The 24,513-nt window shown below is 64.1% G+C and carries 25 protein-coding genes and 1 tRNA gene; 14 read left to right on the top strand and 12 right to left on the bottom strand.

The features are described from left to right. Positions 1-6: 6 nt before the first annotated feature. Both BM075_RS12775 and BM075_RS12770 read left to right on the top strand, forming a co-directional pair. A complete protein-coding gene (locus BM075_RS12775; RefSeq protein WP_093361078.1) occupies positions 7-2,940 on the top strand; it encodes a DNA translocase FtsK in 2,934 nt (977 codons plus the stop codon). A gap of 93 nt (positions 2,941-3,033) precedes the next feature. Further along, on the top strand, positions 3,034-3,630 hold the full coding sequence (locus BM075_RS12770; protein ID WP_093361077.1) for a LolA family protein: 597 nt from the start codon (positions 3,034-3,036) through the stop codon (positions 3,628-3,630). 21 nt (positions 3,631-3,651) lie between these two features. On the opposite strand, the gene BM075_RS12765 is transcribed toward BM075_RS12770, so the two are convergent. After that, positions 3,652-4,236 carry a transglycosylase SLT domain-containing protein gene (locus BM075_RS12765; RefSeq protein WP_093361076.1) on the bottom strand — a complete coding sequence of 195 codons (585 nt, stop codon included), beginning with the start codon at positions 4,234-4,236 and terminating at the stop codon, positions 3,652-3,654. A 296-nt stretch (positions 4,237-4,532) separates the two neighbouring features. Here BM075_RS12765 and hspQ point away from each other — a divergent pair, with 296 nt between their 5' ends. Continuing rightward, positions 4,533-4,859 (top strand): heat shock protein HspQ, encoded by a 327-nt coding sequence (hspQ, locus tag BM075_RS12760; protein WP_093361075.1) that lies wholly within the window; start codon positions 4,533-4,535, stop codon positions 4,857-4,859. A gap of 219 nt (positions 4,860-5,078) precedes the next feature. Here hspQ and BM075_RS12755 read toward each other — a convergent pair whose 3' ends face one another. Continuing rightward, positions 5,079-5,651 carry an ATP-binding protein gene (locus BM075_RS12755; RefSeq protein ID WP_093361074.1) on the bottom strand — a complete coding sequence of 191 codons (573 nt, stop codon included), beginning with the start codon at positions 5,649-5,651 and terminating at the stop codon, positions 5,079-5,081. Beyond that, positions 5,651-5,995: an STAS domain-containing protein gene (locus BM075_RS12750; RefSeq protein ID WP_093361073.1), complete on the bottom strand. Its 345-nt coding sequence runs from the start codon at positions 5,993-5,995 to the stop codon at positions 5,651-5,653. The genes BM075_RS12755 and BM075_RS12750 overlap by 1 nt, the downstream gene beginning before the upstream one ends. Before the next feature lie 97 nt (positions 5,996-6,092). Between BM075_RS12750 and BM075_RS12745 the strand changes: the two genes are divergently transcribed. After that, the gene (locus tag BM075_RS12745; RefSeq protein ID WP_245758836.1) at positions 6,093-6,746 is read left to right on the top strand and encodes an RluA family pseudouridine synthase; all 654 of its coding nucleotides are present in this window, start codon (positions 6,093-6,095) and stop codon (positions 6,744-6,746) included. A 26-nt stretch (positions 6,747-6,772) separates the two neighbouring features. Here the strand turns inward: BM075_RS12745 and BM075_RS12740 are convergent, their stop codons facing one another. Beyond that, positions 6,773-8,212: an aldehyde dehydrogenase family protein gene (locus BM075_RS12740; RefSeq protein ID WP_093361071.1), complete on the bottom strand. Its 1,440-nt coding sequence runs from the start codon at positions 8,210-8,212 to the stop codon at positions 6,773-6,775. A gap of 159 nt (positions 8,213-8,371) precedes the next feature. Between BM075_RS12740 and BM075_RS12735 the strand changes: the two genes are divergently transcribed. Together BM075_RS12735 and BM075_RS12730 are read left to right on the top strand one after the other, a co-directional pair. Then, positions 8,372-9,028 carry a peroxiredoxin gene (locus tag BM075_RS12735; protein ID WP_093361070.1) on the top strand — a complete coding sequence of 219 codons (657 nt, stop codon included), beginning with the start codon at positions 8,372-8,374 and terminating at the stop codon, positions 9,026-9,028. 268 nt (positions 9,029-9,296) lie between these two features. Then, the gene (locus tag BM075_RS12730; RefSeq protein ID WP_093361069.1) at positions 9,297-9,851 is read left to right on the top strand and encodes a L,D-transpeptidase; all 555 of its coding nucleotides are present in this window, start codon (positions 9,297-9,299) and stop codon (positions 9,849-9,851) included. A 134-nt stretch (positions 9,852-9,985) separates the two neighbouring features. Here the strand turns inward: BM075_RS12730 and BM075_RS12725 are convergent, their stop codons facing one another. After that, positions 9,986-10,558: a L,D-transpeptidase gene (locus BM075_RS12725; protein ID WP_218152854.1), complete on the bottom strand. Its 573-nt coding sequence runs from the start codon at positions 10,556-10,558 to the stop codon at positions 9,986-9,988. Positions 10,559-10,873: 315 nt separating this feature from the next. On the opposite strand from BM075_RS12725, the gene BM075_RS12720 reads away from it, so the two are divergent. Next, complete coding sequence (locus BM075_RS12720) at positions 10,874-11,143, top strand: hypothetical protein (RefSeq protein WP_093361068.1); 270 nt, start codon at positions 10,874-10,876, stop codon at positions 11,141-11,143. A gap of 24 nt (positions 11,144-11,167) precedes the next feature. Here BM075_RS12720 and BM075_RS12715 read toward each other — a convergent pair whose 3' ends face one another. Together BM075_RS12715 and BM075_RS12710 are read right to left on the bottom strand one after the other, a co-directional pair. Next, positions 11,168-12,307, bottom strand: a complete 1,140-nt coding sequence (locus BM075_RS12715; protein ID WP_093361067.1) for an AI-2E family transporter — start codon at positions 12,305-12,307, stop codon at positions 11,168-11,170. 110 nt (positions 12,308-12,417) lie between these two features. Then, positions 12,418-13,281: an N-formylglutamate amidohydrolase gene (locus tag BM075_RS12710; RefSeq protein ID WP_093361066.1), complete on the bottom strand. Its 864-nt coding sequence runs from the start codon at positions 13,279-13,281 to the stop codon at positions 12,418-12,420. Positions 13,282-13,443: 162 nt separating this feature from the next. On the opposite strand from BM075_RS12710, the gene BM075_RS12705 reads away from it, so the two are divergent. After that, a tRNA-Val gene (locus tag BM075_RS12705) sits at positions 13,444-13,518 on the top strand. An 85-nt stretch (positions 13,519-13,603) separates the two neighbouring features. Next, positions 13,604-13,729, top strand: a complete 126-nt coding sequence (ykgO, locus tag BM075_RS12700) for a type B 50S ribosomal protein L36 (protein WP_089233906.1) — start codon at positions 13,604-13,606, stop codon at positions 13,727-13,729. Positions 13,730-13,871: 142 nt separating this feature from the next. Here ykgO and BM075_RS12695 read toward each other — a convergent pair whose 3' ends face one another. Further along, positions 13,872-14,333, bottom strand: a complete 462-nt coding sequence (locus BM075_RS12695) for an Lrp/AsnC family transcriptional regulator (protein WP_093361065.1) — start codon at positions 14,331-14,333, stop codon at positions 13,872-13,874. A gap of 127 nt (positions 14,334-14,460) precedes the next feature. Here BM075_RS12695 and ald point away from each other — a divergent pair, with 127 nt between their 5' ends. Further along, entirely contained in the window at positions 14,461-15,585 is a 1,125-nt protein-coding gene (ald, locus tag BM075_RS12690; protein ID WP_093361064.1) for an alanine dehydrogenase, read from the top strand. A 61-nt stretch (positions 15,586-15,646) separates the two neighbouring features. Here ald and BM075_RS12685 read toward each other — a convergent pair whose 3' ends face one another. Next, positions 15,647-17,341 carry a peptidoglycan-binding domain-containing protein gene (locus BM075_RS12685; protein ID WP_177208338.1) on the bottom strand — a complete coding sequence of 565 codons (1,695 nt, stop codon included), beginning with the start codon at positions 17,339-17,341 and terminating at the stop codon, positions 15,647-15,649. Between the two features lie 325 nt (positions 17,342-17,666). Between BM075_RS12685 and BM075_RS12680 the strand changes: the two genes are divergently transcribed. Next, the gene (locus BM075_RS12680) at positions 17,667-18,548 is read left to right on the top strand and encodes an SPFH domain-containing protein (protein WP_093361192.1); all 882 of its coding nucleotides are present in this window, start codon (positions 17,667-17,669) and stop codon (positions 18,546-18,548) included. Continuing rightward, the gene (locus tag BM075_RS12675; RefSeq protein WP_093361062.1) at positions 18,548-18,832 is read left to right on the top strand and encodes an NfeD family protein; all 285 of its coding nucleotides are present in this window, start codon (positions 18,548-18,550) and stop codon (positions 18,830-18,832) included. The genes BM075_RS12680 and BM075_RS12675 overlap by 1 nt, the downstream gene beginning before the upstream one ends. A gap of 168 nt (positions 18,833-19,000) precedes the next feature. On the opposite strand, the gene ettA is transcribed toward BM075_RS12675, so the two are convergent. Together ettA and BM075_RS12665 are read right to left on the bottom strand one after the other, a co-directional pair. Continuing rightward, entirely contained in the window at positions 19,001-20,656 is a 1,656-nt protein-coding gene (gene ettA, locus BM075_RS12670; RefSeq protein ID WP_093361061.1) for an energy-dependent translational throttle protein EttA, read from the bottom strand. Between the two features lie 93 nt (positions 20,657-20,749). After that, entirely contained in the window at positions 20,750-21,706 is a 957-nt protein-coding gene (locus tag BM075_RS12665) for an MBL fold metallo-hydrolase (protein ID WP_177208337.1), read from the bottom strand. Between the two features lie 129 nt (positions 21,707-21,835). Here BM075_RS12665 and BM075_RS12660 point away from each other — a divergent pair, with 129 nt between their 5' ends. Next, the gene (locus tag BM075_RS12660; protein WP_093361191.1) at positions 21,836-22,432 is read left to right on the top strand and encodes a nicotinate-nucleotide adenylyltransferase; all 597 of its coding nucleotides are present in this window, start codon (positions 21,836-21,838) and stop codon (positions 22,430-22,432) included. Positions 22,433-22,566: 134 nt separating this feature from the next. Beyond that, on the top strand, positions 22,567-24,051 hold the full coding sequence (gene dacB, locus BM075_RS12655) for a D-alanyl-D-alanine carboxypeptidase/D-alanyl-D-alanine endopeptidase (RefSeq protein WP_245758835.1): 1,485 nt from the start codon (positions 22,567-22,569) through the stop codon (positions 24,049-24,051). A gap of 10 nt (positions 24,052-24,061) precedes the next feature. Here the strand turns inward: dacB and BM075_RS12650 are convergent, their stop codons facing one another. Further along, positions 24,062-24,484 carry a tellurite resistance TerB family protein gene (locus BM075_RS12650; protein ID WP_093361059.1) on the bottom strand — a complete coding sequence of 141 codons (423 nt, stop codon included), beginning with the start codon at positions 24,482-24,484 and terminating at the stop codon, positions 24,062-24,064. Positions 24,485-24,513 lie beyond the last annotated feature (29 nt).

Raw genomic sequence — 24,513 nt, 5'->3', positions numbered from 1 at the left:
GATCCGATGGCATATCAGACACGACAGCGCGACCCTCTTCTCGACACTTCCATGCAGGAGGCGATCGAACGGCGCGGACGGGAGTTGGTCGGCCTCGTGCTCGTGGCGCTGGCGGTGGCAACGGCGTCCCTTCTGGCCAGCTACACGCCGCAGGACCCTTCGTTCTTCTCTGCCACGGATGCGCCTGTGCGCAATCTGCTGGGCCGATTTGGTGCCTCCATCGCGGCGCCGCTCTTCATCGTCGTCGGGAAGGGCGCGTGGTCGCTGGCGGCCATTTCCCTTGCCTGGGGCATTCGCTTGCTTATTCACAATGGAACGGAGCGGGCGCTCGGGCGTGGCCTTTTCGCGCCGATCGCCGTGGCGCTGACGGCTGTTTATGCCTCGACAGTGGTGCCCGGCGCAGGCTGGAACCACAGCTTCGGGCTGGGCGGGCTGTTCGGCGACACGGTACTCGGGGCGCTGCTCAACATCTTGCCAATCTCGGCCAGCTTTGGTGTCCGGTTGCTGGCGCTCCCCTTGGGTCTCGGTGCGCTCGCGCTATTGCTGTTCGTCTGCGGGTTCACGTTCGACGAACTCCGCCGCTGTGGCCGATTCATCCTCGTTGGAGTGATCCTCCTTTACGCGGGTGTCGTACGCGGGTTGGGAATCGGCATGTCCGGCACGGCCGTAGTGGCCCGGGGGCTTGTGGCGAAGGGCGAGGAAACCCGCGCGCGCCGTTCCGAGCGGATGGCTGTGACAGCGGAGGACGATGAATGGGACCTGGTCGATGATGAGGCCCCCGACGCCGAGTCGTTTGGCCGGGCTGAGCCGCCGGTGCGCCGGCGCGTCGGTGGAGGACTGCTCGACTCCGTCTACGCGCTGGTTCGCCGCGCACCGGCTGCCCAGGGGACCATGATTGAGCAGGATCTGGCGCTGCCCGAACTGCCGTCTGGCGAGGAGATCGAGGCGCCCAGTGAAGAGCGGATAAAGGAGCGCATCGCGCATGCCATTCGCCTCCGGGCGCGGGGGACAACCCCAACGGCGGTCCCGACCGTGGGACGGGCCGAGCCTCCGGTGGTGCGGCCGCGCAAACCGGAACCACTGGTTCTGAAGGTTCCCGGCGCCGTGCCGCCCGCTCCGATGGCGCAATACGACGACGATCAGCCGACGCCCCAACCGGCGGTGGAGGTTGCGCATCGGCAGCACGTGGCCGCCGAAGAGATGGCGTCGGTAGGCGCGTACGAAGGGGACATGGCGCCTGGCTCAGACGAGTGGTCCGGCGGCCCGCGCGTCGCTCCGGCGATACACGAGCGGGGCACGCCCTACGATCCGGAAGACGATGACACGCGCGCCGTTGTCCAGCACCCTGCGCGCAAGGCGCCCAAGCCCTCCCGGCAGGCTCGTGCGGAGGCGCAGCCCTCACTCGCCCTCGAACCAGAGGCAGCCTCCGCCTATGACACCCCACCGCTGTCGCTGCTGACCAACCCGGCGTCGATCACCCGCCACGTTCTCTCCGACGAAGCACTGGAAGAGAACGCCCGGATGCTGGAGAACGTGCTCGACGACTACGGCGTCAAGGGCGAGATTGTGTCCGTCCGCCCCGGCCCGGTCGTCACCATGTACGAACTGGAACCGGCGCCCGGCCTCAAGGCCAGCCGGGTGATCGGGCTCGCCGATGATATCGCTCGCTCCATGTCGGCCCTCTCGGCCCGTGTCTCGACGGTGCCGGGCCGGTCGGTGATCGGCATCGAACTGCCCAATGCCAACCGCGAAAAGGTCGTTCTGCGGGAGATCCTCTCCGCGCGGGAATACGGCGACACTTCCATGCCGCTGCCGTTGGCGCTCGGCAAGGACATCGGCGGCGCGCCCGTGGTGGCGAACTTGGCCAAGATGCCCCACTTGCTGATCGCGGGTACGACGGGCTCCGGTAAGTCGGTCGCCATCAACACCATGATCGTCTCGCTGCTCTACCGGCTCAGCCCGGAAGAATGCCGGATGATCATGATCGACCCGAAGATGCTGGAACTGTCCGTCTATGACGGCATTCCGCATCTGCTCTCGCCCGTTGTGACCGATCCCAAGAAGGCCGTCGTGGCGTTGAAATGGGTCGTGGGCGAGATGGAAGACCGCTACCGCAAGATGTCCAAGATGGGCGTGCGCAACATCGAAGGCTACAACAGCCGCGTGAAGGATGCGCTCGGCAAGGGCGAGATGTTCTCCCGTACCGTGCAGACGGGCTTCGACGACGAGACCGGCGAGCCCGTGTTCGAGACCGAAGAATTCGCGCCCGAACTGCTGCCGTTCATCGTCGTTATCGTGGACGAGATGGCGGACCTGATGATGGTTGCCGGCAAGGAAATCGAAGCCTGCATCCAGCGCCTCGCACAAATGGCGCGGGCGTCGGGCATCCATATCATCATGGCGACCCAGCGGCCCTCCGTCGACGTCATCACGGGTACGATCAAGGCAAACTTCCCCACCCGGATCTCCTTCCAGGTGACCTCCAAGGTCGATAGCCGGACGATCCTTGGCGAAATGGGCGCCGAGCAGCTTCTGGGCATGGGCGACATGCTCTACATGGCGGGCGGCGCCAAGCTGACCCGGGTGCACGGGCCGTTCGTCAGCGACGAGGAGGTTGAGGAGATCGTCAACCACCTCAAGGCCTACGGCCCGCCGGACTACGTGGGCGGCGTCATCGAGGGGCCCGACGAGGAGAAGGAGAGCGACATCGACCTCGTTCTCGGCCTCGGCGGCAACACCGACGGGGAGGATGCGCTCTACGACCAGGCTGTCGCGATCGTTCTGAAGGATCGCAAATGCTCCACCTCCTACATCCAGCGCAAGCTCGCCATCGGCTACAACAAGGCCGCGCGGCTTGTGGAACAGATGGAGGACGAGGGGCTGGTCAGTGCCTCCAACCATGTGGGCAAGCGCGAGATTCTCGTGCCGGAGCAAGCCTGACGGCCCTGCGCCGCAGGCCTGCGATCCGCCGGTCACGTGCCTGTGAGAGAGGAAGGACTGGAAAGGTCCGCGCCGAGATCATACTGAAAGCGTATGATCAAACGCTTCCTCTCCACATGCCTTCTCGTCCTCGCGGCGGCCAGCCCGGTCGCAGCCGAGAAGATCCCGCTCAACGCGCTGTCCAACTACCTCAACGGGTTCAAGACCGCGCAGGGTGAGTTTACGCAAGTCAACTCTGACGGCACGATCTCCACGGGCCGTCTTTTCATTCACCGGCCGGGTCGGGTGCGATTCGAGTACAATCCGCCGGACAATTCCCTGGTCATGGCGGGTGGGGGGACGGTGGCGGTCTTCGATCCCAAGTCCAACGCCGGCCCGAACCAATATCCGCTCCGGCAGACGCCGCTGAACCTCATCCTGCGTCAGAACGTCAATTTCGCGAGCGCCCGGTCGGTCGTCGCGCATACGACGGACGGTAAGACGACCAGCGTTGTCGCGCAGGACCCGGAGCATCCGGACTACGGCACGATCCGCCTCGTCTTCACCGATAAGCCGGTCGAACTGCGCCAATGGGTCGTCACCGATGGCAGCGGTGAGCAAACCACCGTTATCCTCGGCGAGTTGACGAAGGGGGTGTCGCTCGGGCCGTCGCTCTTCAGTATTCCGCAGGAGATCTCGCGCCGCGAGTGACGGAAGCCCTGCGGCGGGATCTCAGATCTTGCCGCAGGTCCGCAACTGCCGATCGTAGAGCAAGGCGCGCTCTCCGACGTTGGAAGAGACGCGCATCAGCCAGCTCTTGGAGGTGTGGCTGCCGCGGTTATAGCCGTTCCACCCCTCGTGATAGGCGAGGTATTGGCGCTGCGCGTCATAGAGGGGAACGCCGGTCTTCTCCCGCGCCTTGTTCATGTACCAGCCCATGAAATCTGTCGCGTCCTTGATGTTGTCGCGTTTGGCGCGCCGGTTCCCCGTCTCGCGTTTGTACTGGTCCCAGGTCCCATCGAGCGCTTGCGAGTATCCATAGGCCGAGCTCTGACGCCCCATGGGGATCACGCCGAGTGTCCATTGGATGGGAGTCCGGGCGTTCCCGTCGAACTTGCTTTCCTGATGGATCACCGCCATCTGCACGGGCACCGGCACGTCCCACTTCCGTTCGGCGCGCCGCATTGCGCGAAGGTACTTCGGCCGCTCGTTCACGATGCTGCATGCATTGTCGAGATTTCGGGGACTCACCTTGTTGCCGCCCCCACAGCCGGCCAGGGCCATGAGAACGCACAGGGCGCAAAGGATTCTGCTCATCCGCCTGTCCGATCCGATTATGTGTCTGCTCGTTTTTTCTCAGTGTAAGCCAAATATTCGACGGGGTGAACGGGCAAGCGTGCGGGGACACGTAAATTGGCCGAGAGGTCTGGGAGGCAGACCGAGGCGACGCGCGAAATTTCGGCCAATGCGGGTTCAGTGTGGGATGATGAGGGGCTGAGGATACAGCACTGTGAAGCAACTGTTCACACACTGTTTCTAGGGCCTTATCCACAAGTAGCATGGACACACATGAAACCTCCCCTTAACTATTAAGAAGTGGGGAAAGTATCAGTATGCAGACAAGTGTAGCCAAATATCATTTAGGTCAAGTCGTTCGTCACCGAAAGCACCCTTTCCGCGGCGTTGTTTTCGATGTGGACGCGATGTTCTCGAACACAGAGGAATGGTACGACGCGATCCCGGAGGAAAGCCGGCCCGCGAAAGAACAGCCGTTCTATCACCTCTTGGCCGAAAACAACCAAAGTTACTATGTCGCCTATGTATCGGAGCAGAATCTCGTGCCCGACTACTCTGGCGAACCGGTGGACCATCCAGACTTGCCAGACCTGTTCGGGGAATTTTGCGACGGCATCTACCCGCTGGAATTCCAGTTGAACTGAACAAGCCGGACAGGTGCGCACCGGAGGGCGCCCCTTGGGGTGAGCGCTCGCCGGCCGGTGCTGCCATGTTCCGGGGAAAACCTCGGCGCCGCGTTGGGTGGGGGCTGAAAAGCACGGCGCCGAGGGAAGCCTTGTGCAGCTACAAGAGACAATCTGCAGGTTCCGGCAGGCAATTTGGCGGCGCGAATGCGGCAAAGCCGTGGCAGATTGCCTTGGCAGTCAGAATTTGCCTGATTTCGCTAGAGAAAAAGTGAGCAGGTTCCGCCCATTTTTCCTCTCGTACCTCAGATCATCCGCCAACTCCCGTATGAGCAACCACCCGAATCCGCCCTCTGGCAGATCGTGGAGTGTGACGTCGAGATCCTGCGGATGCCCCGGAGGGAGAACCTGATTCGGCATCGCTGCGCCGTTATCCTCCACATTCAGGTTTATGGCGTCCCCGGCAGGGTCGATTGCGATGGAGAGATAGCCGGACGCGCGACACGGGTAGGCGTGCTCCACGACATTGTTCATGACCTCACCGAGAACAACCTCCACCCGTTCGCACTCGTCTTCCGACAATCCGAGATGAGCCAGGGCGGCCGCGATCGTAACCAGCCCTCGACGAACCTCATTCGGTTCACTGATCAAGGTCAGGCGCAGGTCTGGTTCACGGCTCTGACCACCGCGATCGAGAGGACGTTTGCCCGGGCCATGAGCATTGGGCCTGACTCGTGGCGAATCGATAGCGCCGTGCGCCAATGCGCCGCCCGTTCGATCCGCCTCAGACGAGTCGGCATTCCGTTCGTCCATCAGGCCGCGTGGCTCCCCCCGCCGAGGATCTCGTCCGCCGATCCGTGTATCACGAAGACGGAGTCCATCCGCGTTAATTGGAAGACCTTCTGAACCTTGGGTGTCAAACCCGCGAGTTCCAGTGATCGTTCCTGCCCGAGGTGTTTCTTGACCGCGACCACCGCCCCGAGCCCGGAAGAGTCGAGAAAATCGACCTGCCTCAGGTTCAGGACGATGCGCGGTGGCGGATCGGCGCAGATATCCCGCATCCGGTCCTTGAACTGGATCGCGCAGGCCGCATCGATTCGCTTCGAAAGAACGTCGATGCGGAGAATGCCGTCCTGCCGGCGGGTTTCGAACTCCATGCCGCACCTCCGATACGTGTCATCGCTGTCCGGCAGGCTGGACGGAAAAACTTACCATTCGGTATGCAGGCGTCAATTGAAGTGTTGGAGAAGATCTTTGGGTGAAACAACTGGGTACGCGCCCCCGACGGAACCGGTGCGCGTTCTGCACGAGGACGCGCAGCTGCTGGTCGTGGAAAAGCCCGCGGGCCTCCTGTCGGTTCCGGGCAAAGGCGCAGAACTGGCGGACTGCCTTCTCTCTCGGTTGGAGGTCGCGTTCGAGGGGACGCTTCTGGTGCATCGTCTGGACCGGGATACCTCCGGCGTCATGGTCTTCGCGCGTACGAAGGCTGCGCAACGGCATCTTGGGCTGCAGTTTGAAAGGCGCCATACGTCGAAGCGATATATCGCCCGCGTCCATGGGCAGCCAGCGTCCGAGTGCGGAAGGATCGATCTGCCGCTGATCGCGGACTGGCCGAATCGCCCGAAACAGATGGTCGATTTCGACAGGGGCAAGCCGGCAGAGACGCATTGGCGCGTCCTCGAACGGGAGCCGGGCGCCACGCGTGTCGAATTGCTGCCGGTGACAGGACGGAGCCATCAGCTTCGGGTGCATATGGCGGCGATCGGGCATCCTATACTGGGTGACCCACTCTATGCTGAAGGAACAGCGCGCGAGGCGGCGCGGCTGATGTTGCATGCCGAGCGACTTTTGCTGCGCCATCCCGATGGCGGCGCGCCGATGACATTTACCGCGCGCTGCCCGTTCTGAAAGACCGCTTCACCCGGCCCGAGCGATTACCCTTCGGGATAGCCGCCCACCGATTTGACCTCGAGAAACTCCTCGATGCCCCAGACGCCGCCTTCGCGTCCATTGCCGGACTGCTTCACGCCGCCAAAGGGCGCTCCGGAGCCACGGGATTTCCCGTTCAGCACGACCATCCCTGCCCGAAGGCGGTGGGCAAGGCGGCGCTGTCGGGCCTCATCGCTGGTCTGGGCGTAGTTGGTCAGACCGTATGGGGTATCGTTTGCGATCCTGATGGCCTCCGCCTCGCTCTCGAACGGGATCATGGAGAGCACCGGGCCGAAAATCTCTTCCCGTGCGATCGTCATGTCATTGGTCACATCCGCGAACACGGTAGGGCGGGCAAAGAAGCCGCGGTTCAGGCCCTCCGGGCGGCCAAGGCCACCGGCGACCAGGCGTGCGCCTTCGTCGAGCCCTTTCTGGATGAGTCCCTGAACCTTGTCCCATTGTGCCTGGCTGACGAGAGGCCCGATGTGACCGCCAGCCTTGTGCGCCGGGCCGACCTCGGTCGCTTCGGCGGCGTCGCGGGCGATCTCGACCGCCTCGTCGTAGAACGATCGCTCGACGAGCATTCGGCTCGGCGCATTGCACGACTGACCAGTGTTTTCCATCATGTCCGCGACGCCCCGGCGAACGGCCTCCTCGCCCGCGTCGGCAAAGACGAGGTTCGCGCCCTTGCCGCCGAGTTCGAGGCTGACCCGCTTGATGGTGTCGGCAGCGGCCTTGCTGATGGCAATGCCGGCCCGGGTGGAGCCGGTAAAGCTGACCATGTCGATATCGGGGTGGCACGACAGTTGGCTGCCCACGCCTGGGCCGTCCCCGTTCACCATGTTGTAGACACCGGCGGGCACACCGGCCTCGTCCAGAATCTCCGTGAAGAGGACGGAGGAGAACGGCGCAATTTCGGACGGTTTCAACACCATGGTGCACCCGGCAAGCAGGGCGGGAACGACCTTGAGCGCGACCTGGTTCATCGGCCAGTTCCAGGGCGTGATCATCGCAACGGTCCCGACTGGCTCCATCAGGATCTTCGCGCCGGGCGCGTGCGGTCCAAGCAGCCGGACGAACTGGAAGTCGCGCGCCGCTCGCAGGCCCGCCTTGATATGTCCCGAACCCGCCGCGACCTGTTCCGCGCGGGAGAAGTCGATGGGAGCGCCCATCTCGAGGCTGATCGCCTCGGCCATATCCTCAGCCCGATTGTTGTAGATCTCGAGCAGGCGCTCGACCAACGCGATCCGGTCTGACGGATCCGTCCGGGACCAGTCGTCAAAGGCGGATCGGGCTGCTGCAACCGCGGCATCGGTGTCGGCCTGACTGCCGAGCGAAATCACGCCCACCTCTTCTTCGGTTGAGGGGTCGATCACCGGAAAATCGCTTGCCGTAACCGGATCTACCCAGCTTCCGTCGATGTAGAACTGGCGTTTTTCGATCATTGGACGTCCTTCGCAGGGGTAATTTTGCGACACACTGTCACCGCGACGCGGAGGCCGCAAGATCGGGCTTCCGTTCGCTGCTCTGCGGCATATCTAGGACCGGGGGAGGAACGAAATTCGACGTAACGATCATTCTAATGGAAGCGAAGGAGACCCGTAATGGGCCTGCGTATCAACGACACCGTTCCCGATCTGAAGCTTCGAACGAGTCAGGGAAACATCCCGTCGTTCCATGACTGGATCGGCGACCACTGGGCGATCCTGTTTTCGCATCCGAAGGATTTCACCCCCGTCTGCACCACCGAGTTCGGCGCAGTGGCCCAACTTGCGGACGAATGGGCAAAGCGCAACACGAAGGTCATCGGTCTGTCCGTCGACAGCGTGGAAGAGCACGAGAAGTGGATCGGCGACATCGAGAAGGTGGCCGAAACGAACGTGACCTTTCCCATCATTGCCGATGAGGACCTGGAAATATCGAAGCAGCTCGACATGCTTCCGGCCGATGCCTACCTGCCGGACGGCCGCACGGCGGCGGACAGCGCTTCTGTGCGGGTGGTCTTCATCATCGCGCCGAACAAGAAGCTTCAGCTCTCGATGACCTACCCCATGTCCGTGGGCCGCAACTTCGCGGAGGTGCTGAGGGCGCTGGATGCGCTGCAGGCAACCTATGGAACGCCGATCGCCACGCCGGCCAACTGGACCATGGGCCAGGATGTCATCGTGGCGCTGTCTCTCGACGATGCCGCCGCCAAGCAACAGTTCGGCGACTTCGACGCAGTTCTTCCCTATTTGCGGAAGGCAAAATCGCCCGTCTGACTTGCAGCCGATGGCAGTATGGAGGCCCCGCATTGCGGGGCCTTTTGCCGTTTTCTGCCCAGCCGCAAGATGTGCGGCTGCGCCTCGGGCGCTAGATTGGGCGCGCTCCAAGCCTGTGGCGCGAACGCAACAATGACTCGCTCCGCTGTACGGGGGGAGGGGAGGATGGGGGGACATGCAGCTTGCCTCAATCCGCCGAGGATGGCACAGTTCGCGCCAACCCATTGTGTGAGAACACTTTCCCCACCGCAAAATTTCGGAGAAGTCGATGCCTGCCAGACGCCGTTTCCTCCTTGGAGCCGCCGCTGCCCTCTGTGCCCCGAGCCTGGTGCGGGCGGAGCAGCAGTTTGAACTGCCCGACGAGTTCCGCGCGCAGGTCGTTCGCGTGCGCCCGGGCTTCGCTCCCGGCGACATCCATGTCGAGTTGGGCCGGCATTTTCTCTACTTCATCGTGGGCGAAGAACGGGCGATCCGGTACGGCGTGGCGATAGGCTCGGAAGGTCGTAACCTCTCGGGGTCGGCCTATGTCGGTCGCAAGGCGGAATGGCCGAGTTGGACACCGACCGCGAACATGATCCGCCGGGAGCCGCAAGTCTACGCGAAATGGGCGGGCGGGTTGCCCGGAGGGCCGGAAAACCCCTTGGGGGCACGGGCGCTGTATCTGTACCGGGGTGGAAAAGACACCCGGTATCGCATTCACGGCACGCCACAGCCGTGGACGATCGGCCGGTCGGTTTCCTCCGGCTGCATCCGGCTGCACAATGACCACGTCATCGATCTGTACGAGCGTGTGCCAGTTGGGACGTCGGTGACCTTCCACTGATCTCGCGCCTATGGCGACGGGGAAGGGGGGGCTGCCTGCCCCCCACGCCTTGCGGCGTTCCCCCCGGGGATGCTTTTCGGACACAAGAAATACTGGCGGCGGACGGCTGGCGACGCCGTCCTCATCGCTGTGACCTAGTACACTACGACCTTCGTGCCGAGAGGAACATGGTCGTAGAGTTCCACGACATGTTCGTTCTGAAGGCGGATACAGCCCGACGAGAACGACCGGCCGATCGTCCAGGGCTGCGGCGTGCCGTGGATCCGGTAGAGCGTGTCGCGATTTCCCTGGTAGAGGTACAGCGCCCGGGCGCCGAGCGGGTTTTTCTCGTGCCCGCCGGGAAGCCCGTTTTTCCACTTGGCGTAGACGTTCGGCTCCTGGCGGATCATGTCCGCAGTCGGCGTCCAGCTTGGCCATTCGGCCTTGCGGCGCACGTGGGCCACGCCCTTGAAATTCCGCCCGGGCGCGCCGACCGCGATGCCGTACCGGCGAGCCTTGCCGGCGCCCAGCGTCCAAAAGAGCAGGTGCTCGTCTGGCATCACGTGGATCTCGCCTTCCGGCAAAGTCTCCGGCACAGAAACGATCTGCGGGCGGAACTTGCGCGGCAGGCGTACGGTTTTCTGGGTGGCGGCGGCCGCCGGCATTGGCAGTGCCGTGGCGGCGGTGGCCAGGGTTGCGGAAAGCAGGAATTCGCGTCGTCCAATCATTCGTGACTGCCCCTTCGTCGGATTGATTGCGCGCCGTTGATAGGGGATTCGCCGGCCAAACCGAAGTGACGTAGGGCCGCGCCGCGGCATTCGGCGGTGGTGTGTTGCCCTCGTTCATCTGGCTGGACGAGCCGGTTGCGTGGGATCAAACCGTTTGACGGATGTCAGATCGACCGTCCTATACTGCGGTGAGCGGTCGCGGGACGCGTCGCTGCGCAGGGAGGTCCGCACCCCTGCCGCGTTGGCACGACCCGCTCCCGGCGGGCAATCGATCGCGCGGCGGTGGGGACGGGGAGCATTGGGGAGAACTGCCGGATGGCGAAGCTCGTGGCAATTTTGAATGTGGTAGCATGGTCGGGCTTTTGGGCGTTCGGCTACCTGGCCCTCACGGCCGGCGGCGACTCCACCGGCCAACTCATGACGGCGATGGGTCTTGCCGTCATCGGCGCCGGACTGGGGGTCTGGGCGTATCTGTGGCTGGTTCGGCACAGCGAACGCACGGGATATGCCAAGCCGCCGAAGCGGGCATTTCCAGAGCAACATCGCGAGCCGGAGAAATACGAGGATTCCCACGGCGCGGTCTGAGGGAAACGACTGGGCCGGTGGTATTCAGGTGCCGTTGTCGGCCGGATCCTGCGCCTCATTTCCGCGGGCCGAGAGGAAATGGCCAAGCCCTTCGAGCGCAGGGATGTGTTCGCAAAAGGTACGCACCGCAACGAGCAACGGCGTTGCCACAAGCATACCCACCACGGACCAGAGCCAGGCGAAAAAGGTCACGCAGAGAAACACTACGACCGTATTCAGTTGCAGGCTTCGCCCGACAAAGTAGGGCGTGATGAACTGGCCTTCGCAAGACGTCAGGGCGAAATACGCGATCGCGGGCACGATTGCCTCGCCGAGGCTGTCGAGGCTCACAATACCCACCACGAAGGAGAGCCCTACACCGAATAGTGCGCCTACGTAGGGGACGAAGTTGAGGAGGAAGGCGAGTATGCCGAAGATGGCAGGGTTCGGCATCTCGAACCACCACATTGACAAACCGACGGCGATGCCCAGCCCGGCGTTGATGGTGGAAATTGTCAGCAGGTATCTGGACAGCTTTCGTTCTATGTCGTGCGCGATGCGAACGGCGAGCCGCTTGTTCTTGAACGTCGGCAAGACGTGGACAATCTTCTCATAGAACATGTCGCCCGATGCCAGCAGGAAAAAGAGCAGCACCAGAGTAAAGACCACCTGCGCAAGAATTCCTGGTACCGACATCGCAAGGGAGAATGCGTTGCTGTCCTGTTCGACGCGGACGCGCTGCACTCCTGTCTCCTCCGTTCCGGTATCCCCGCCGGAGGTGAGCTTGTCGAGTTGTTCGGCGGCCTTTCGCACACCCTCCGTCGCCCCACGCAGCTCGTAGAGTTTTCTCCGGAATTCCCATCCGATGGTGGGGGCTCTCTCGATCCAGTCGGCCGCCGGCACGGCAAGGCTGCCCACGCCGACCGCGCCGCCGCCGAGAAGGGTGCCGACGATGAGAAACGCTGCGATCCCGGGCGCAATGCCGAGGCGGCCCATGCGGCGGCGTACCGGACCGAAGACCAGGGTCAGCAGCACGGCCAGAACCACCGGCATCATGAAGGCTCGCGCATAGGCAAGGCCGGCCACGAGCAGCAGCAGGAATATGCCGATGACAGCCCAGGACGGGCCGCGCGTGATGGTTACGGGACGCTCCTCGGCGTCGACGGCTTGCGCTTGTTTGTCCATGAATCCTCTCCCGTCAGAAAGGAAGCGCGCCGTGGCGCCGCGTCAATCCCGGACTGCGATCTAATTACGCAGCATGGTGCCCCGATTGGCAAGGCGAGGCTCCCAAGGACCTACTCCGCAGCGAGCGGCTTGGCCTCGCCGCGGCCGATTTCGACGATCTCCGCGATCACGCCGCGGATGACGTCGCGGAAGGTCGCGAATTCCTGGCTGGGGCGGACGCGACGTTCGTCCATGTAAAGGCCGCGGTCGATTTCCACCTGGACCACGTGCTGATGGCGCGACGGCCGGCCGTAGTACTGGGTGATATAGGCGCCGGCGAAGGGGGCGTTACGGACCACGCGCAATCCGGCAGCGGCAAAGGCGGCTTCCACACGGTCCATGATGTCCGGCGAGCAGGCGGCGCCGAAGCGGTCCCCCAGCACGACATGCGGCTTGCGTCCCGGCGGGCCGGCCATCGTTTGAACCGCCTCATGGGGCATCGAGTGACAATCGATCAGGACCGCAAGGCCGAACTGTGACTTCGCCTCCTCGATGAGGGACTGCAGACAGGTATGGTAGGGCTTCCAAACCTCAGCCAGCCGAGACCGAGCCTCTGCAAGCTCGAGCTTTCCGTTGTAGATGGCCCGGCCGTTCGCCACGACCCGGGGAATCACTCCAAGCCCCGAAGTCACACGGGGGTTATGGGAGGACGAGCGCACACCGCGCACCAAGGCCGGGTCGAGTTCGTCGGCGCCACGGTTGAGATCGACGTAGGCGCGGGGCGCCAGCGCCGACAGCAGCGGCGCACCAAGGCTCGGGGCACTATCGAACAGCCTGTCGACGAAAGCGTCCTCCGAGGACCGTATCGACATCTCGTCCAGCACGGATTTGCGCAGGAACTCCCACGTGTAGTCCCGCCCGCTGTGGGGCGAGGCAAAGATCACACCGGTGGCGTGATCGCGCGGCATGTCGAGTCGGTAGGGCGCGGTCGGCATGGCATCTCCTTGATGCATTCATATAGCGGTATATTCGTCGCTGCCAAAAGCCCTTGAACCCCCTTCCGCTTCGCTTTATACGCCCCTCCACCGACGCGGTAATGATCCGCGTCCTTTTCCTTTGTGGGCAGGGGCGTATGACGGATCGATTCGGCGGAGGACGGGCGGTTAGCTCAGCGGTAGAGCACTACGTTGACATCGTAGGGGTCACTGGTTCGATCCCAGTACCGCCCACCATTGAGAATTCGGGTCCGGGACGTTCCGGCCCAGTGGCGAAACAAACGGCGCCGTTTAGCGCCGGCGACAGAGGAAAGGGAAGACCATGAAGGTCCGCAACTCGCTCCGCTCGCTGAAATCGCGGCACCGGGATTGCCGTATCGTGCGCCGCAAGGGCCGCGTATACGTCATTAACAAGACCCAACGCCGCTTCAAGGCCCGCCAGGGCTGATCAGTCGAGCTATGAAGTATTTGGAAAGGGCCGCGATCATCGCGGCCCTTTCTGCGTTTGCGCCACGTATGCGAGTTTGTAAGATGGGGTTTCGCGTCCGCTATCTCCTTAGGTGTTTGCCGTTTTCTGGCATCATGCAAAATCACCCAGCGACGGGGTAACCCCGCCACCGCTTGATGGATCGCAGCGCGAAGGATGTTTGCATACCGGACACCCCTGGCAGGCGAGCGAGGCAGTTGCGGTGGATGTTGTCGTAATCCGCCACGTCGCGGGCGACGATGCGCAGAATGTAATCGGCGCTGCCGGTGGTCAGCACGCATTCGAGGATTTCGTCGTAGAGCATGACGGCGCGTTCGAAGGCGTCGAGTGCTTCCTGGGTCTGCGAGGTCAGCGTGATTTCGACGAAGGCCTGCAAGTCCAGGCCGAGGGCGCGGGGATTCACGCGGGCCGAATATCCCTCGATCAGGCCGCCCGCTTCCAGCAGCTTCACCCGCCGATGGCAGGCTGACGTAGACAGGCCTATCCGCTCAGCAAGCTCCGCGACGGGGATATCCGATTCCCTTTGCAATTCCCGCAGGATTTGCGCATCGAAGCGGTCCAGCATGGCGTGCGCCCTTTCGTCGGTATCGTCGGAATTTTTACCACACTCCCGAGGGTTTGCGTCAAGAAATCGAACCGGAACCCGGCAGTCGGCAGGCAAAATTGCTGCAGTATGCAAGGGAGACGCAGGGATGCTTGTTGGCGTACCGAAGGAAATCAAGAACCACGAATACCGTGTCGGGCTGACGCCCGAATCCGTCGCCGAGTTGGTCGCGCACGGGCATTCGGTGCTGGTGGAAACCGGCGCGGGCGTGGGTATCGGCGCAGACGACGAAGATTACCGCTCCGCCGGGGCTCAGGTGGCTGATACGGCTGACGAGATCTTTGCCGAGGCCGAAATGGTCGTGAAGGTGAAAGAGCCGCAGCCGGCCGAATGCGCGATGCTGCGCCCCGGGCAGGTGCTCTACACCTATCTGCACCTCGCGCCGGATCCCGACCAGGCTCGTGCCTTGATGGCGTCCGGCGTGACTGCCATAGCCTATGAGACAGTGACCAGCCCGTCGGGCGGCTTGCCCCTGCTGAAACCCATGAGCCAGGTCGCAGGCCGCATGGCGGTTCAGGCAGGCGCCACGGCTCTGGAAAAGGCGCACGGCGGCCGCGGTGTGCTCCTCGGGGGGGTGCCTGGTGTGGCGCCGGGCAAAGTCGTGGTCCTCGGTGGTGGCACCGTTGGCTTCAATGCGGCGCAAATGGCGGTGGGCCTGGGGGCGGACGTAACCATCCTCGACCGCAGCCCGGAGGTGCTCGAACGGTTGGCGATTCACTTCGAGAGCCGCGCCAAGACAGCCTATTCGACGCGCACCCGGGTTGGAGAACTGATCGCGGATGCGGACCTGGTGATCGGGGCGGTGCTCATCCCGGGTGCCGCTGCGCCGAAGCTGGTCGAGCGCTCGGATCTTGCGACCATGAAAACCGGCGCCGTTCTGGTGGACGTGGCGATCGACCAGGGCGGATGTTTCGAAACATCCCACCCCACGACGCATGCCGAGCCGACGTTTGAAGTGGACGGCGTCGTGCATTACTGCGTGGCCAACATGCCGGGTGCGGTCGCCCGCACGTCGACCTACGCTCTCAATAATGTCACGCTGCCGTTCGCGCTTCGTATGGCCGACCTTGGCTGGCAGGAAGCGATGCGCCGGGACTCCCACTTGCGCAACGGGTTGAACGTGTGGAACGGACAGATCACCTGTGCCGCCGTGGCGGAGGAGCTGGACAGCAATCTGGTGGACGCAGAGATGGCGCTGGCCGAGTCCGCCTGAAAGAAAAAGTGGGCGGAACGACGTCGTTCCGCCCACATGCTTCGTCGGCGCCAAGTGCCGTCTACTGGGTGATATTGCCGAGCACGCCGCCGATGGCCGAGACCATGCCGATTGCGGTTTGCTGGTCCATGAACCCTGTCACTTCCATCCCGCGGTCGCTCTGGAATTTCCGGATAGCCGCACGCGTCTCCCGGTCGAACGTGCCATCCACCGGGCCCGGTTCGTAACCGAGTTGCTGCAGGCGCCGCTCGACGAGGGTGCGCGACATGTCGGTCAATCCCAGCTCCGCTTCGACCTCCCGCGCCGCTTTCCGCGTGGCCTTGTCAGGAGCGTCGGGGGCATCGGAGGCCTTGTCCTGCTGAGGTTCGGACAACTTCGCGATCCGGGTTTTCGCCGCATCGGCATTGGCACCATTGGGGTGGGTCGAGAGATAGGCGCGATAGGCGGTTTCCGTGTCAGCCTTGCGTGCTTGCTCCCAGTCGCGTCGCTCGAGTTCCGCATCCGCCGCTTTGGCTTCGGCCTCAATCCGGTCGAGGCGTTCGTTTGCGATGGGCGCGAAGAGGCCGTCGGGGTAGCGCTCCAGATAGGTCCGCAGGCCGGCCTCGTCCGACCCCTCGCCCAGAGCAGCCCAGGTTTCGCGGTCCGCCTTTTCCTGCGCCAGTTGCTGTCGACGTGCCTCGGCTTCATTTTCGGCCTGACGCTTGTCGGCCTGTAGTGCGATACGGTCGATCTGCGGGCGCGTCAGGTAGCCGTTGGAGGGGAAACCGTTCGCTCCCTGAAAACGGGTGATCGCCGACCTGCTGGCCGGACCGAAAACGCCGTCGGGCGTGCCGGGTGCGTGACCGAGCAGGGCAAGGTTTTCTTGAATCTGACGCCGCGCTGTCCGGTCGAGGCCAAGTGCTTCCTCGGCCATGCGGGCCTCGCGGTTGGGCTCGTTCTGAATTCGGTCGATGGAGGCTTTGGCCTCATCGGCGAAATAGCCCTCGGGATACCGGTCCAGATAGGCCTCGTAGGCGTCCACGCTGTCCTGCGCCTGTGTCGCTTGCCAAAGCGCCCGTTCGACCTCTGCCTCGTTGGGTTGCGCAGTGGGGCGTTCCTGGCCCTCGGGCAGAAACGCCACGATCTCGGAAAGGAAGCCCTGACCGGTGACATTGTTTGCCTGCGCGATCGACTCGGGCAGGTTCCGGCCTTCTTCCAGAAGCGGGCCGGCGACAAAGGCGGCGATCTCTGCTCCGCCGCCGCGCACCACGGTCACGCCTTGGGGTATCGTCTCAAGGCCCAAGCCGGCGTCCAGCCCCTCTCCCGGCGTCCCGTCGCCGCTCTCCTGCCCGATGGCGACCACGGACCGGCCCTGCAGGTGTCCTGCAATGGCCAGGACCGTTTCCACCGACAGGCCGACGTCGTCGACAGTCGCAAGGTTTGGCAACTGTTCAAGGTCGCGGACGAGCAGCCAGTTTCGGCCATCGCCGCGCACGAACCGGCCTGACAGGTGGACGACGGCGCGCTCTTCTTCGGACAGGCCATCCATGAAGTCCGACAGTGCCGAGCGCATCTCGCCGATCGAGGCGGCGTCGGCGGTGATGACCTCGAAGCCGGCGTTGCGGAGGGCTTCGGCGGTGTCCTCCATGGGGGCGCTTCGCAACAGTCCGCGTCGCTGTTCTTCCGGCGCGCCGATCACCAGGGCCCGGTCTGCCAGAGCGGGGATTGCCGCGAGAGCGCATCCGCCCAACGCCATGACAAAAGCTAGCTGTTTCATTATTATCCTCTTCATGCTCGCTTGATAGCGACCGTAGGACGGGTCGACATGTTATTAAATAACAGCCGCCGGGGTGTTGCTGTTCCCTCACGTCGTCTCGGCAGATTCCCGCCCTGAACGCGTTGGGTGGCGAAGGTCGACGGGGCGTCCCATGTGGTCGAGAGAGGACGTCGCCGCTCAGAACCTGCCCGACATGGGGAAACCGCATTGGCGGATGTCACCCCCATGGCGCGTCATTGCGGCGCAAGGGCTTTTCCACGATCCTGCCACAAAGAAAAGACCTTATACCGAAGACAAATTCGCTGAGCATTTCAAGGGAATCCATATGAACCAGCTTCCTCTCCCCGGCGGGAGCATCGTCCTGATCCTTCTGGCGGTCTTTATCGTTCTCTGCGCCTATCTCGCCGTTCGCATCGTCGGACAGTCGGAAAAGTTCGTGATCGAGCGGTTCGGGCGTCTTCACTCCGTGCTCGGGCCGGGCCTCAACCTGATCGTGCCGTTCCTGGACCGCGTCGCGCATCGGGTCTCGATCCTGGAACGGCAGTTGCCAAATGCCACGCAGGACGCGATCACCAAGGACAACGTTCTCGTTCAGATCGACACGTCCGTCTTCTACCGCATCAACGACCCGGCCCGCACGGTTTACCGGATCCGCGACATCGACAGCGCCATCGCCACGACGGTCGCCGGGATCGTGCGCGCCGAGATCGGCAAGATGGAACTCGACGACGTCCAGTCCAACCGCGCCCAGCTCATTGCCCGGATCAAGGAATCGGTCGAGGATGCCGTGGACGACTGGGGGATCGAAGTCACGCGCGCCGAGATCCTGGACGTCAATCTCGACGACGCCACCCGCAATGCCATGCTCCAGCAGCTCAACGCCGAGCGGTCGCGCCGCGCCCAAGTGACGGAGGCCGAGGGCAAGAAACGTGCGGTAGAGCTTCATGCCGACGCGGAACTCTACTCCGCCGAGCAGATCGCCAAGGCGCGCCGCATCCAGGCCGACGCCGAAGCCTATGCCACGGGCGTCGTTGCCAAGGCGATCAAGGAAAACGGACTGGAGGCGGCGCAGTATCAGGTCGCGCTGAAACAGGTCGAGGCGCTGCAGGTGCTCGGGGCGGGCGAGGGCAAACAGACCATCGTGCTGCCGGCGGACGCCGTTGACGTCTTCCGCGATGCCTTCACCCTTCTGAAGGGGCGGCCGTGATGTGGTGGTCGGAATGGTGGGTCTGGATGGTCGCAGGGCTCCTGCTCGCCATCCTCGAAGTGCTGGCGCCCGGCTGGATCTTCCTCGGCTTCGCGATCGGGGCCGGCGTCACCAGCCTGTTCCTGCTCGTCGGCGGGCCGCTGGCCGCGTGGCTCGCAAGCTCCCTCCCGGCGCTGTTGGTGTTCTCCGCGGTGCTGTCGCTGCTTGCATGGCTGGCTCTGCGACGTTTGCTGGGATCGAGGGCCGGATCGGTGAAAACCTACGATGAGGACATCAACGGCTGAGACCATGCGCGGCTTTGCCGTGAAGCGTATTGCTTGCTTGGCGCGTCACCATCTTCATCCCCGCTCGACAAGAAACTCTGGCCCGGAGGCAAGGGCGAAGCTCGCCGGGCCGCGCCCTCCCTCTGGAGAGGACGCTCCCATTTCGTTCGGTAGGCCGCTTTATTCAGTTTAGCGGGTAAATTTCTTGTACTTCACCCGCTTCGGCTCCAGTGCGTCCGGGCCGAGGCGGCGGGCCTTGTCTTCCTCGTAGGCTTCGAAGTTGCCCTCGAACCACTCCACTTGGGCCTCGCCCTCGAACGCGAGGATGTGGGTGCAAAGGCGGTCTAGGAAGAAACGGTCGTGGGAGATGATGACGGCGCAGCCGGCGAAGTCGTCCAGCGCGTCCTCAAGGGCACGCAGCGTCTCAACGTCGAGGTCGTTGGTCGGCTCGTCGAGGAGCAAAACGTTGCCGCCCTCCTTCAGCAGCTTCGCCATGTGGACGCGGTTGCGTTCGCCGCCCGAGAGCAGGCCGACCTTCTTCTGCTGGTCGCCGCCCTTGAAGTTGAAGGCGCCGCAATAGGCGCGGGAATTGATCTGGGCGTCGCCCAGTTCGATCACCTCGCCGCCGCCGGAGATCTCCTCCCAGACGGTGTGGTTCGCATCGAGCGAGTCGCGGGACTGGTCGACATAGGCCAACTCCACCGTGTCCCCGAGCTCAACCGTGCCTGAATCGGGCTGCTCCTGCCCGGTGAGCATCCGGAACAGCGTGGACTTGCCGGCACCGTTGGGGCCGATCACGCCGACGATGCCGCCGGGGGGGAGGGAGAAGCTGAGATCCTCGATCAATTGCTTGTCGCCGTAGTGTTTGGAGAGACCGTTGACCTCGATGACCTTCTGGCCGAGGCGCGGCCCGTGCGGGATGATGATCTGCGCGCGGCCGACCTTCTCCCGCTCGGACTGTCCCGCCATCTCCTCGTAGGCTGCGATCCGGGCCTTGGACTTGGCCTGGCGTGCCTTCGCGCCCTGCCGAATCCAGCTGAGTTCTCGCTCCAGCGTCTTCTGCTTGGCCTTGTCCTCGCGAGCTTCCTGCTCCAGCCGCTTGGCTTTCTGCTCCAGCCACGCGGAGTAGTTGCCCTCGTAGGGAATGCCCCGTCCGCGGTCGAGCTCGAGAATCCAGCCGGTAATCTCGTCGAGGAAGTAGCGGTCGTGGGTGACAATCAGGCAGGTGCCCTTGTAGTCGATCAGGTGCTGCTGCAGCCAGGCGACGGTCTCTGCGTCGAGGTGGTTGGTCGGTTCGTCGAGGAGCAGCATGTCGGGCGCTTCCAGCAACAGCTTGCAGAGCGCCACCCGGCGCCGCTCGCCGCCCGAAAGGTTCCCCGGCATGGCGTCATCCGGCGGGCAGCGCAGCGCCTCCATGGCGACGTCGATCTGGCTGTCGAGGTCCCAGAGGTTCTGGCTGTCGATCTCGTCCTGCAATTGCGCCATCTCGTCGGCGGTCTCGTCGGAGTAGTTCATGGCCAGTTCGTTGAACCGGTCCAGCTTGGCCTTTTTCTCGGCAACGCCCAGCATCACGTTCTCGCGGACAGTCAGGCTCTCGTCGAGCTGTGGTTCCTGCGGCAGGTAGCCGACCTTCGCGCCCTCTGCCGCCCAGGCTTCCCCGGAGAAGTCCTTGTCGATGCCGGCCATGATCCGCATCAGCGTCGACTTACCCGAGCCGTTTACGCCGACAACACCGATCTTTACTCCCGGCAGGAAACTCAGCCGGATGTTCTCGAATGTCTTCTTGCCCCCCGGATAGGTCTTGGAGACTCCATCCATGTGGTAGACGTACTGATAGGCTGCCATTGGGAGAACTCCGCGCTGAATCTCTGGGTCCGGCCTGATCTAGCGACAGGCGCGCGGCAGTTCAATCGCTCCTGCAGGCCGGACCGGTTCGGCTCAGAAGTATTCCCAGTGGGCCGGCGTGAATGCATAGGCCTCGCCCGCGCTCTCCACGTAGCCGACGCCGGGGAAGGGCATGTGCATTCCGGCGACCATCTGGCCCGTTCCGGCAACGGAGGCCAGAAGGTCCTTTCGGGTCGCCACCGACTGCGCGGGGTCGGTATCGTAGACGGTCGTCACCTCGGGTTTTGCAAGCTGGATGGCGGCGACAACCAGGGTGTCGCCCCAGATCAGCAGGCTCTGGCCCTTCGACTCCAGCATGTAGCCCGTGTGGCCGACCGTATGGCCGGGCAGGGGGCGGGCGACGATGCCGGGGGCGACGTCGGCCTCGCCGGAGATCGTCTTCACCCGGTCCCCGTAGGCGGCGATCACGCCTTTCGCCAGATCGAACGCGCCCTTGAATGCGTCCGGCGCCTTCGCCTGGATCTCGTCGGAGGTCCAGAAGTTCACGTCGGACTCGGTCACGACAAGCTCCGCGTTCGGATAGAACGAAGAGCCGTCCATGACCGCGCCGCCGATGTGGTCGCCATGCATGTGGGTGATGATCAGCTTGCTGATTGCGGCCGGGTCTTTGCCCAGAGCCTGCATCACCCCGGCCACGCCGCCCAGTGTCGGGCCGAAGACACCGTCGGCGCCGGAGTCGATCAGCCATGTGTCTCCACCAGTCTCGACAAGGTAGGTATTGACGGACCCATGGATGTTGGCGGGATCGTAGTGGTTATCCTCCAGAATCCGGGCCGCCCCCTCAGGTTCGATTCCCTGCATGACGGAAGGGTCGAGTGGGATGAAGCCGTCAGACATGGCCGTGACCGTCATGTCGCCCACGCGAAACCTCTGGGCGGCGGTCACCTGCATGCCGCCGTCCGCGGCGCGAACCCTGATTGGAACGATCGCCCCGCTGCCAGCCGCGAGCAGGGACGCCGAGGCGGTCATCATGAAATGTCGTCTGTCCATCGTATCCTCCCTGAAATCTGCGATCTGTCTGGTGCAGTCGTGGCGGGAAGCATACCGCGAGATTGACAGCGAACGGTAACGGAAACACAAGTCGGCGGATGGGATCGCGCCAAGGGGAGCAACCAGTCCGTGAGATATGAATTGCCCCATGCGGTGGATGGGCAGGCCATCGGCTTGCTGGGAGGCTCGTTCAATCCCCCCCACGCCGGACATGTCCACATCACGCGGGAGGCGCTGAAGCGCTTTTCGCTCGACCGGGTGTGGTGGCTGGTCAGCCCCGGAAATCCGCTCAAGGCGGAGGGACCTGCGCCGATGGAACGCCGGCTCGCTGCTGCGCGGGCGCTCGTCCATCACCCGTCCGTAGACGTCACCGATGTTGAGGCGCGCATTGGCACGCGGTTCACCGCGGAGACGATCGAACGCCTGCGGAGGCTCTATCCACGTACGCGCTTCGTCTGGCTCATGGGCGCCGACAACCTGGCGCAGTTCCACAAGTGGGATCGGTGGGAACAGATCATGGAGATGGTGCCCGTCGGGGTGCTGGCGCGTCCAGACGGGAGAATGCCGGCGCGGATGTCCAAGGCTGCCGCACGGTATGAACGGTGGAGGCTGCCGGCGCGGGAGTCGCATATGCTGGCCCGCGCGACCCCGCCGGCGTGGTGTTTCGTCAACGTCCCGATGCTCGACATCTCGTCCTCCGAGATCCGGGCGAGTGGGCACTGGTGACGGGGCGCGGCGGGAGGATGCGATACCGGTGCGCCACGCCCCCTGACAATGCGGTGAAGCGCTCGATTGCGCGCTTGCGGGGGTCAGTGGCCTCCGGTTACGTCGGGTCCATGGAGGAGATGCCTCGTTCAAAGATGCGCCGCTGGGTGCTGGCCGGTCTGCTGTCGGCCGGTGCCGACGTCGCGTTGGCAGCACCGCCGGGCCGGTCGCTTCGCCCGGCCCCACGGCCCGGCGGGGCAGGCGCCCGGATGGCGCCGTCGCCGGAATACCTGGTGGAGCGCGCGCGGCTCGGTGCGACCAAGGTCGCGTTCGTCGTCGCGGATGCCGAAACCGGCGAGGTTCTGGAGGTGATGAAGCCGCTGTTGCCACAGCCGCCGGCGAGCACCGCCAAGGCCCTGACCTCCCTTTACGCACTTGACGCACTCGGTCCAACGCACCGCTTCGCGACGAGGCTGCTCGCCACCGGACCGGTGGAGGACGGCGTTCTGAAGGGCGATCTGGTTCTCGCGGGCTCCGGCGACCCGACGTTGGATACGCGGCGCCTTGCCGAACTCGCGGACGGATTGAAGGAGGCGGGCGTGACCTCCGTCGAGGGCGACTTCCTTGCCTGGGACGGCGCGCTGCCCAACCTGACGGCGATCGATCCGGAGCAGCCAGTGCAGGTGGGGTACAATCCGGCGATCTCGGGGCTGAACCTGAACTTCAACCGGGTCCATTTCGAATGGCGCCGCAACGGGTCTGGCTGGACCACGGCCATGGACGCCCGGACGGACAACTATCGCCCCGATGTGCACGTCGCGCGCATGTCCGTCGCGAAGCGCCGCTATCCAATCTACACGTACGAGGATGGTGGCGAGGCCGACCTGTGGACCGTCGCAAGCGGCGCACTGGGCAAGAACGGCAGCCGCTGGCTCCCGGTTCGCAAGCCCACCGCTTACACGGCGGAGGTGTTCCAGACACTGGCCGGTGCGCAGGGCATCCGTCTCGACGCGGCGCGGCGGGTGGCTGAACTGCCGGAAGGGGCGGAACTCGCGCGTGTCGAAAGCGCGGATCTGCGGGACTTGCTGTACGAGATGCTGAAGTATTCCACCAACGTCACCGCCGAGGCCGTGGGCCTGGCCGCCTCAGCTGCCCGCGGCCCGGTGCCGACTACGCTGGCGGACTCAGCAGCCCGAATGGGCACCTGGCTGGAGACGGGGATCGGAAGCCCGCGCGTGGCCATGGTGGATCATTCCGGGCTTGGCGGGCAGAGCCGCATCACGGCGACGGACATGGTCCGCAGCCTGGTGGAACTTGGCCCGCGTCACGACCTGGAGCCGTTGCTGAAGCCCATTCGGATGAAGGACTCGGCCGGGCGCCCAATCGACTCCTATCCTGCGAGAATCAAAGCCAAGACCGGCACGCTGAATTTCGTAAGCGCCTTGGCGGGTTACGTCACGCTGCCCGGAGGAAGAAAGCTCGCCTTCGCCACCTTTGTCGCCGACCCCGCCCGGCGGGACGCCATTCCGGTGGAGCAGCGGGAACGGCCGGAGGGGCTGAGCAGTTGGCTGGCGCGCGCGCGTATCCTGCAACTCCGTCTGATCGACCGTTGGGTCACGGTTCACGACAGGCCCGCGTGAGGGGCGGGCGCTACGCCGTCATGTGCCGGGCACGGGCGCCCTGTTCGATGGCGGCGGCGTGGAGGCGGGAAATATTGAGCTCGTGCCGGATTTCCTCCAGCAGCCTCAATTCCGCATCGCTCAACCGGCCATCCGCCGCGGCAACGTCGCAGCAGAGCGCATAGGCCGTCTCGTGGAGTTGCTGGGGCAGGGTGTCCCGGGCGAGCCCCATAAGGGCATCGATCCCGTCCTCGTCCTCGAACATATCGAAGACGAGCTTCGCCACGTCGGGGATGTGGACCGGGTCGTAGTCGGCGAAGACCGGCAGGTGATTGACGATCCGCTCGATGGTGACGAGTTCGGACGTTCGGATGTTTTCGTCGCTGACCGAGGTGGCGATCATGAGGGCGGCGAGCACATCCTGCGGCGAAAGCGTTTTCGGATCGGGGGACATTCAATGCTCCGTGGCGGTCGTTGCTGGTT

Origin of the sequence: Tropicimonas isoalkanivorans (genome assembly GCF_900112335.1) — a bacterium.
GTDB lineage: Bacteria > Pseudomonadota > Alphaproteobacteria > Rhodobacterales > Rhodobacteraceae > Tropicimonas > Tropicimonas isoalkanivorans.
The sequence above is the reverse complement of the archived record's forward strand: the minus strand, read 5'-3'. Positions and strand labels throughout refer to the sequence as shown.

Bases quoted from the DNA above. Each gene is read 5' to 3' on its own strand.
- BM075_RS12775 (WP_093361078.1), top strand. From the start codon at position 7: ATGGCATATCAGACACGACAGCGCGACCCTCTTCTCGACACTTCCATG.
- BM075_RS12770 (WP_093361077.1), top strand. From the start codon at position 3,034: ATGATCAAACGCTTCCTCTCCACATGCCTTCTCGTCCTCGCGGCGGCC.
- BM075_RS12765 (WP_093361076.1), bottom strand. From the start codon at position 4,236: ATGAGCAGAATCCTTTGCGCCCTGTGCGTTCTCATGGCCCTGGCCGGC.
- hspQ (WP_093361075.1), top strand. From the start codon at position 4,533: ATGCAGACAAGTGTAGCCAAATATCATTTAGGTCAAGTCGTTCGTCAC.
- BM075_RS12755 (WP_093361074.1), bottom strand. From the start codon at position 5,651: ATGGACGAACGGAATGCCGACTCGTCTGAGGCGGATCGAACGGGCGGC.
- BM075_RS12750 (WP_093361073.1), bottom strand. From the start codon at position 5,995: ATGGAGTTCGAAACCCGCCGGCAGGACGGCATTCTCCGCATCGACGTT.
- BM075_RS12740 (WP_093361071.1), bottom strand. From the start codon at position 8,212: ATGATCGAAAAACGCCAGTTCTACATCGACGGAAGCTGGGTAGATCCG.
- BM075_RS12735 (WP_093361070.1), top strand. From the start codon at position 8,372: ATGGGCCTGCGTATCAACGACACCGTTCCCGATCTGAAGCTTCGAACG.
- BM075_RS12730 (WP_093361069.1), top strand. From the start codon at position 9,297: ATGCCTGCCAGACGCCGTTTCCTCCTTGGAGCCGCCGCTGCCCTCTGT.
- BM075_RS12725 (WP_218152854.1), bottom strand. From the start codon at position 10,558: ATGATTGGACGACGCGAATTCCTGCTTTCCGCAACCCTGGCCACCGCC.
- BM075_RS12720 (WP_093361068.1), top strand. From the start codon at position 10,874: ATGGCGAAGCTCGTGGCAATTTTGAATGTGGTAGCATGGTCGGGCTTT.
- BM075_RS12715 (WP_093361067.1), bottom strand. From the start codon at position 12,307: ATGGACAAACAAGCGCAAGCCGTCGACGCCGAGGAGCGTCCCGTAACC.
- BM075_RS12710 (WP_093361066.1), bottom strand. From the start codon at position 13,281: ATGCCGACCGCGCCCTACCGACTCGACATGCCGCGCGATCACGCCACC.
- ykgO (WP_089233906.1), top strand. From the start codon at position 13,604: ATGAAGGTCCGCAACTCGCTCCGCTCGCTGAAATCGCGGCACCGGGAT.
- BM075_RS12695 (WP_093361065.1), bottom strand. From the start codon at position 14,333: ATGCTGGACCGCTTCGATGCGCAAATCCTGCGGGAATTGCAAAGGGAA.
- ald (WP_093361064.1), top strand. From the start codon at position 14,461: ATGCTTGTTGGCGTACCGAAGGAAATCAAGAACCACGAATACCGTGTC.
- BM075_RS12685 (WP_177208338.1), bottom strand. From the start codon at position 17,341: ATGAAACAGCTAGCTTTTGTCATGGCGTTGGGCGGATGCGCTCTCGCG.
- BM075_RS12680 (WP_093361192.1), top strand. From the start codon at position 17,667: ATGAACCAGCTTCCTCTCCCCGGCGGGAGCATCGTCCTGATCCTTCTG.
- BM075_RS12675 (WP_093361062.1), top strand. From the start codon at position 18,548: ATGTGGTGGTCGGAATGGTGGGTCTGGATGGTCGCAGGGCTCCTGCTC.
- ettA (WP_093361061.1), bottom strand. From the start codon at position 20,656: ATGGCAGCCTATCAGTACGTCTACCACATGGATGGAGTCTCCAAGACC.
- BM075_RS12665 (WP_177208337.1), bottom strand. From the start codon at position 21,706: ATGGACAGACGACATTTCATGATGACCGCCTCGGCGTCCCTGCTCGCG.
- dacB (WP_245758835.1), top strand. From the start codon at position 22,567: ATGCGCCGCTGGGTGCTGGCCGGTCTGCTGTCGGCCGGTGCCGACGTC.
- BM075_RS12650 (WP_093361059.1), bottom strand. From the start codon at position 24,484: ATGTCCCCCGATCCGAAAACGCTTTCGCCGCAGGATGTGCTCGCCGCC.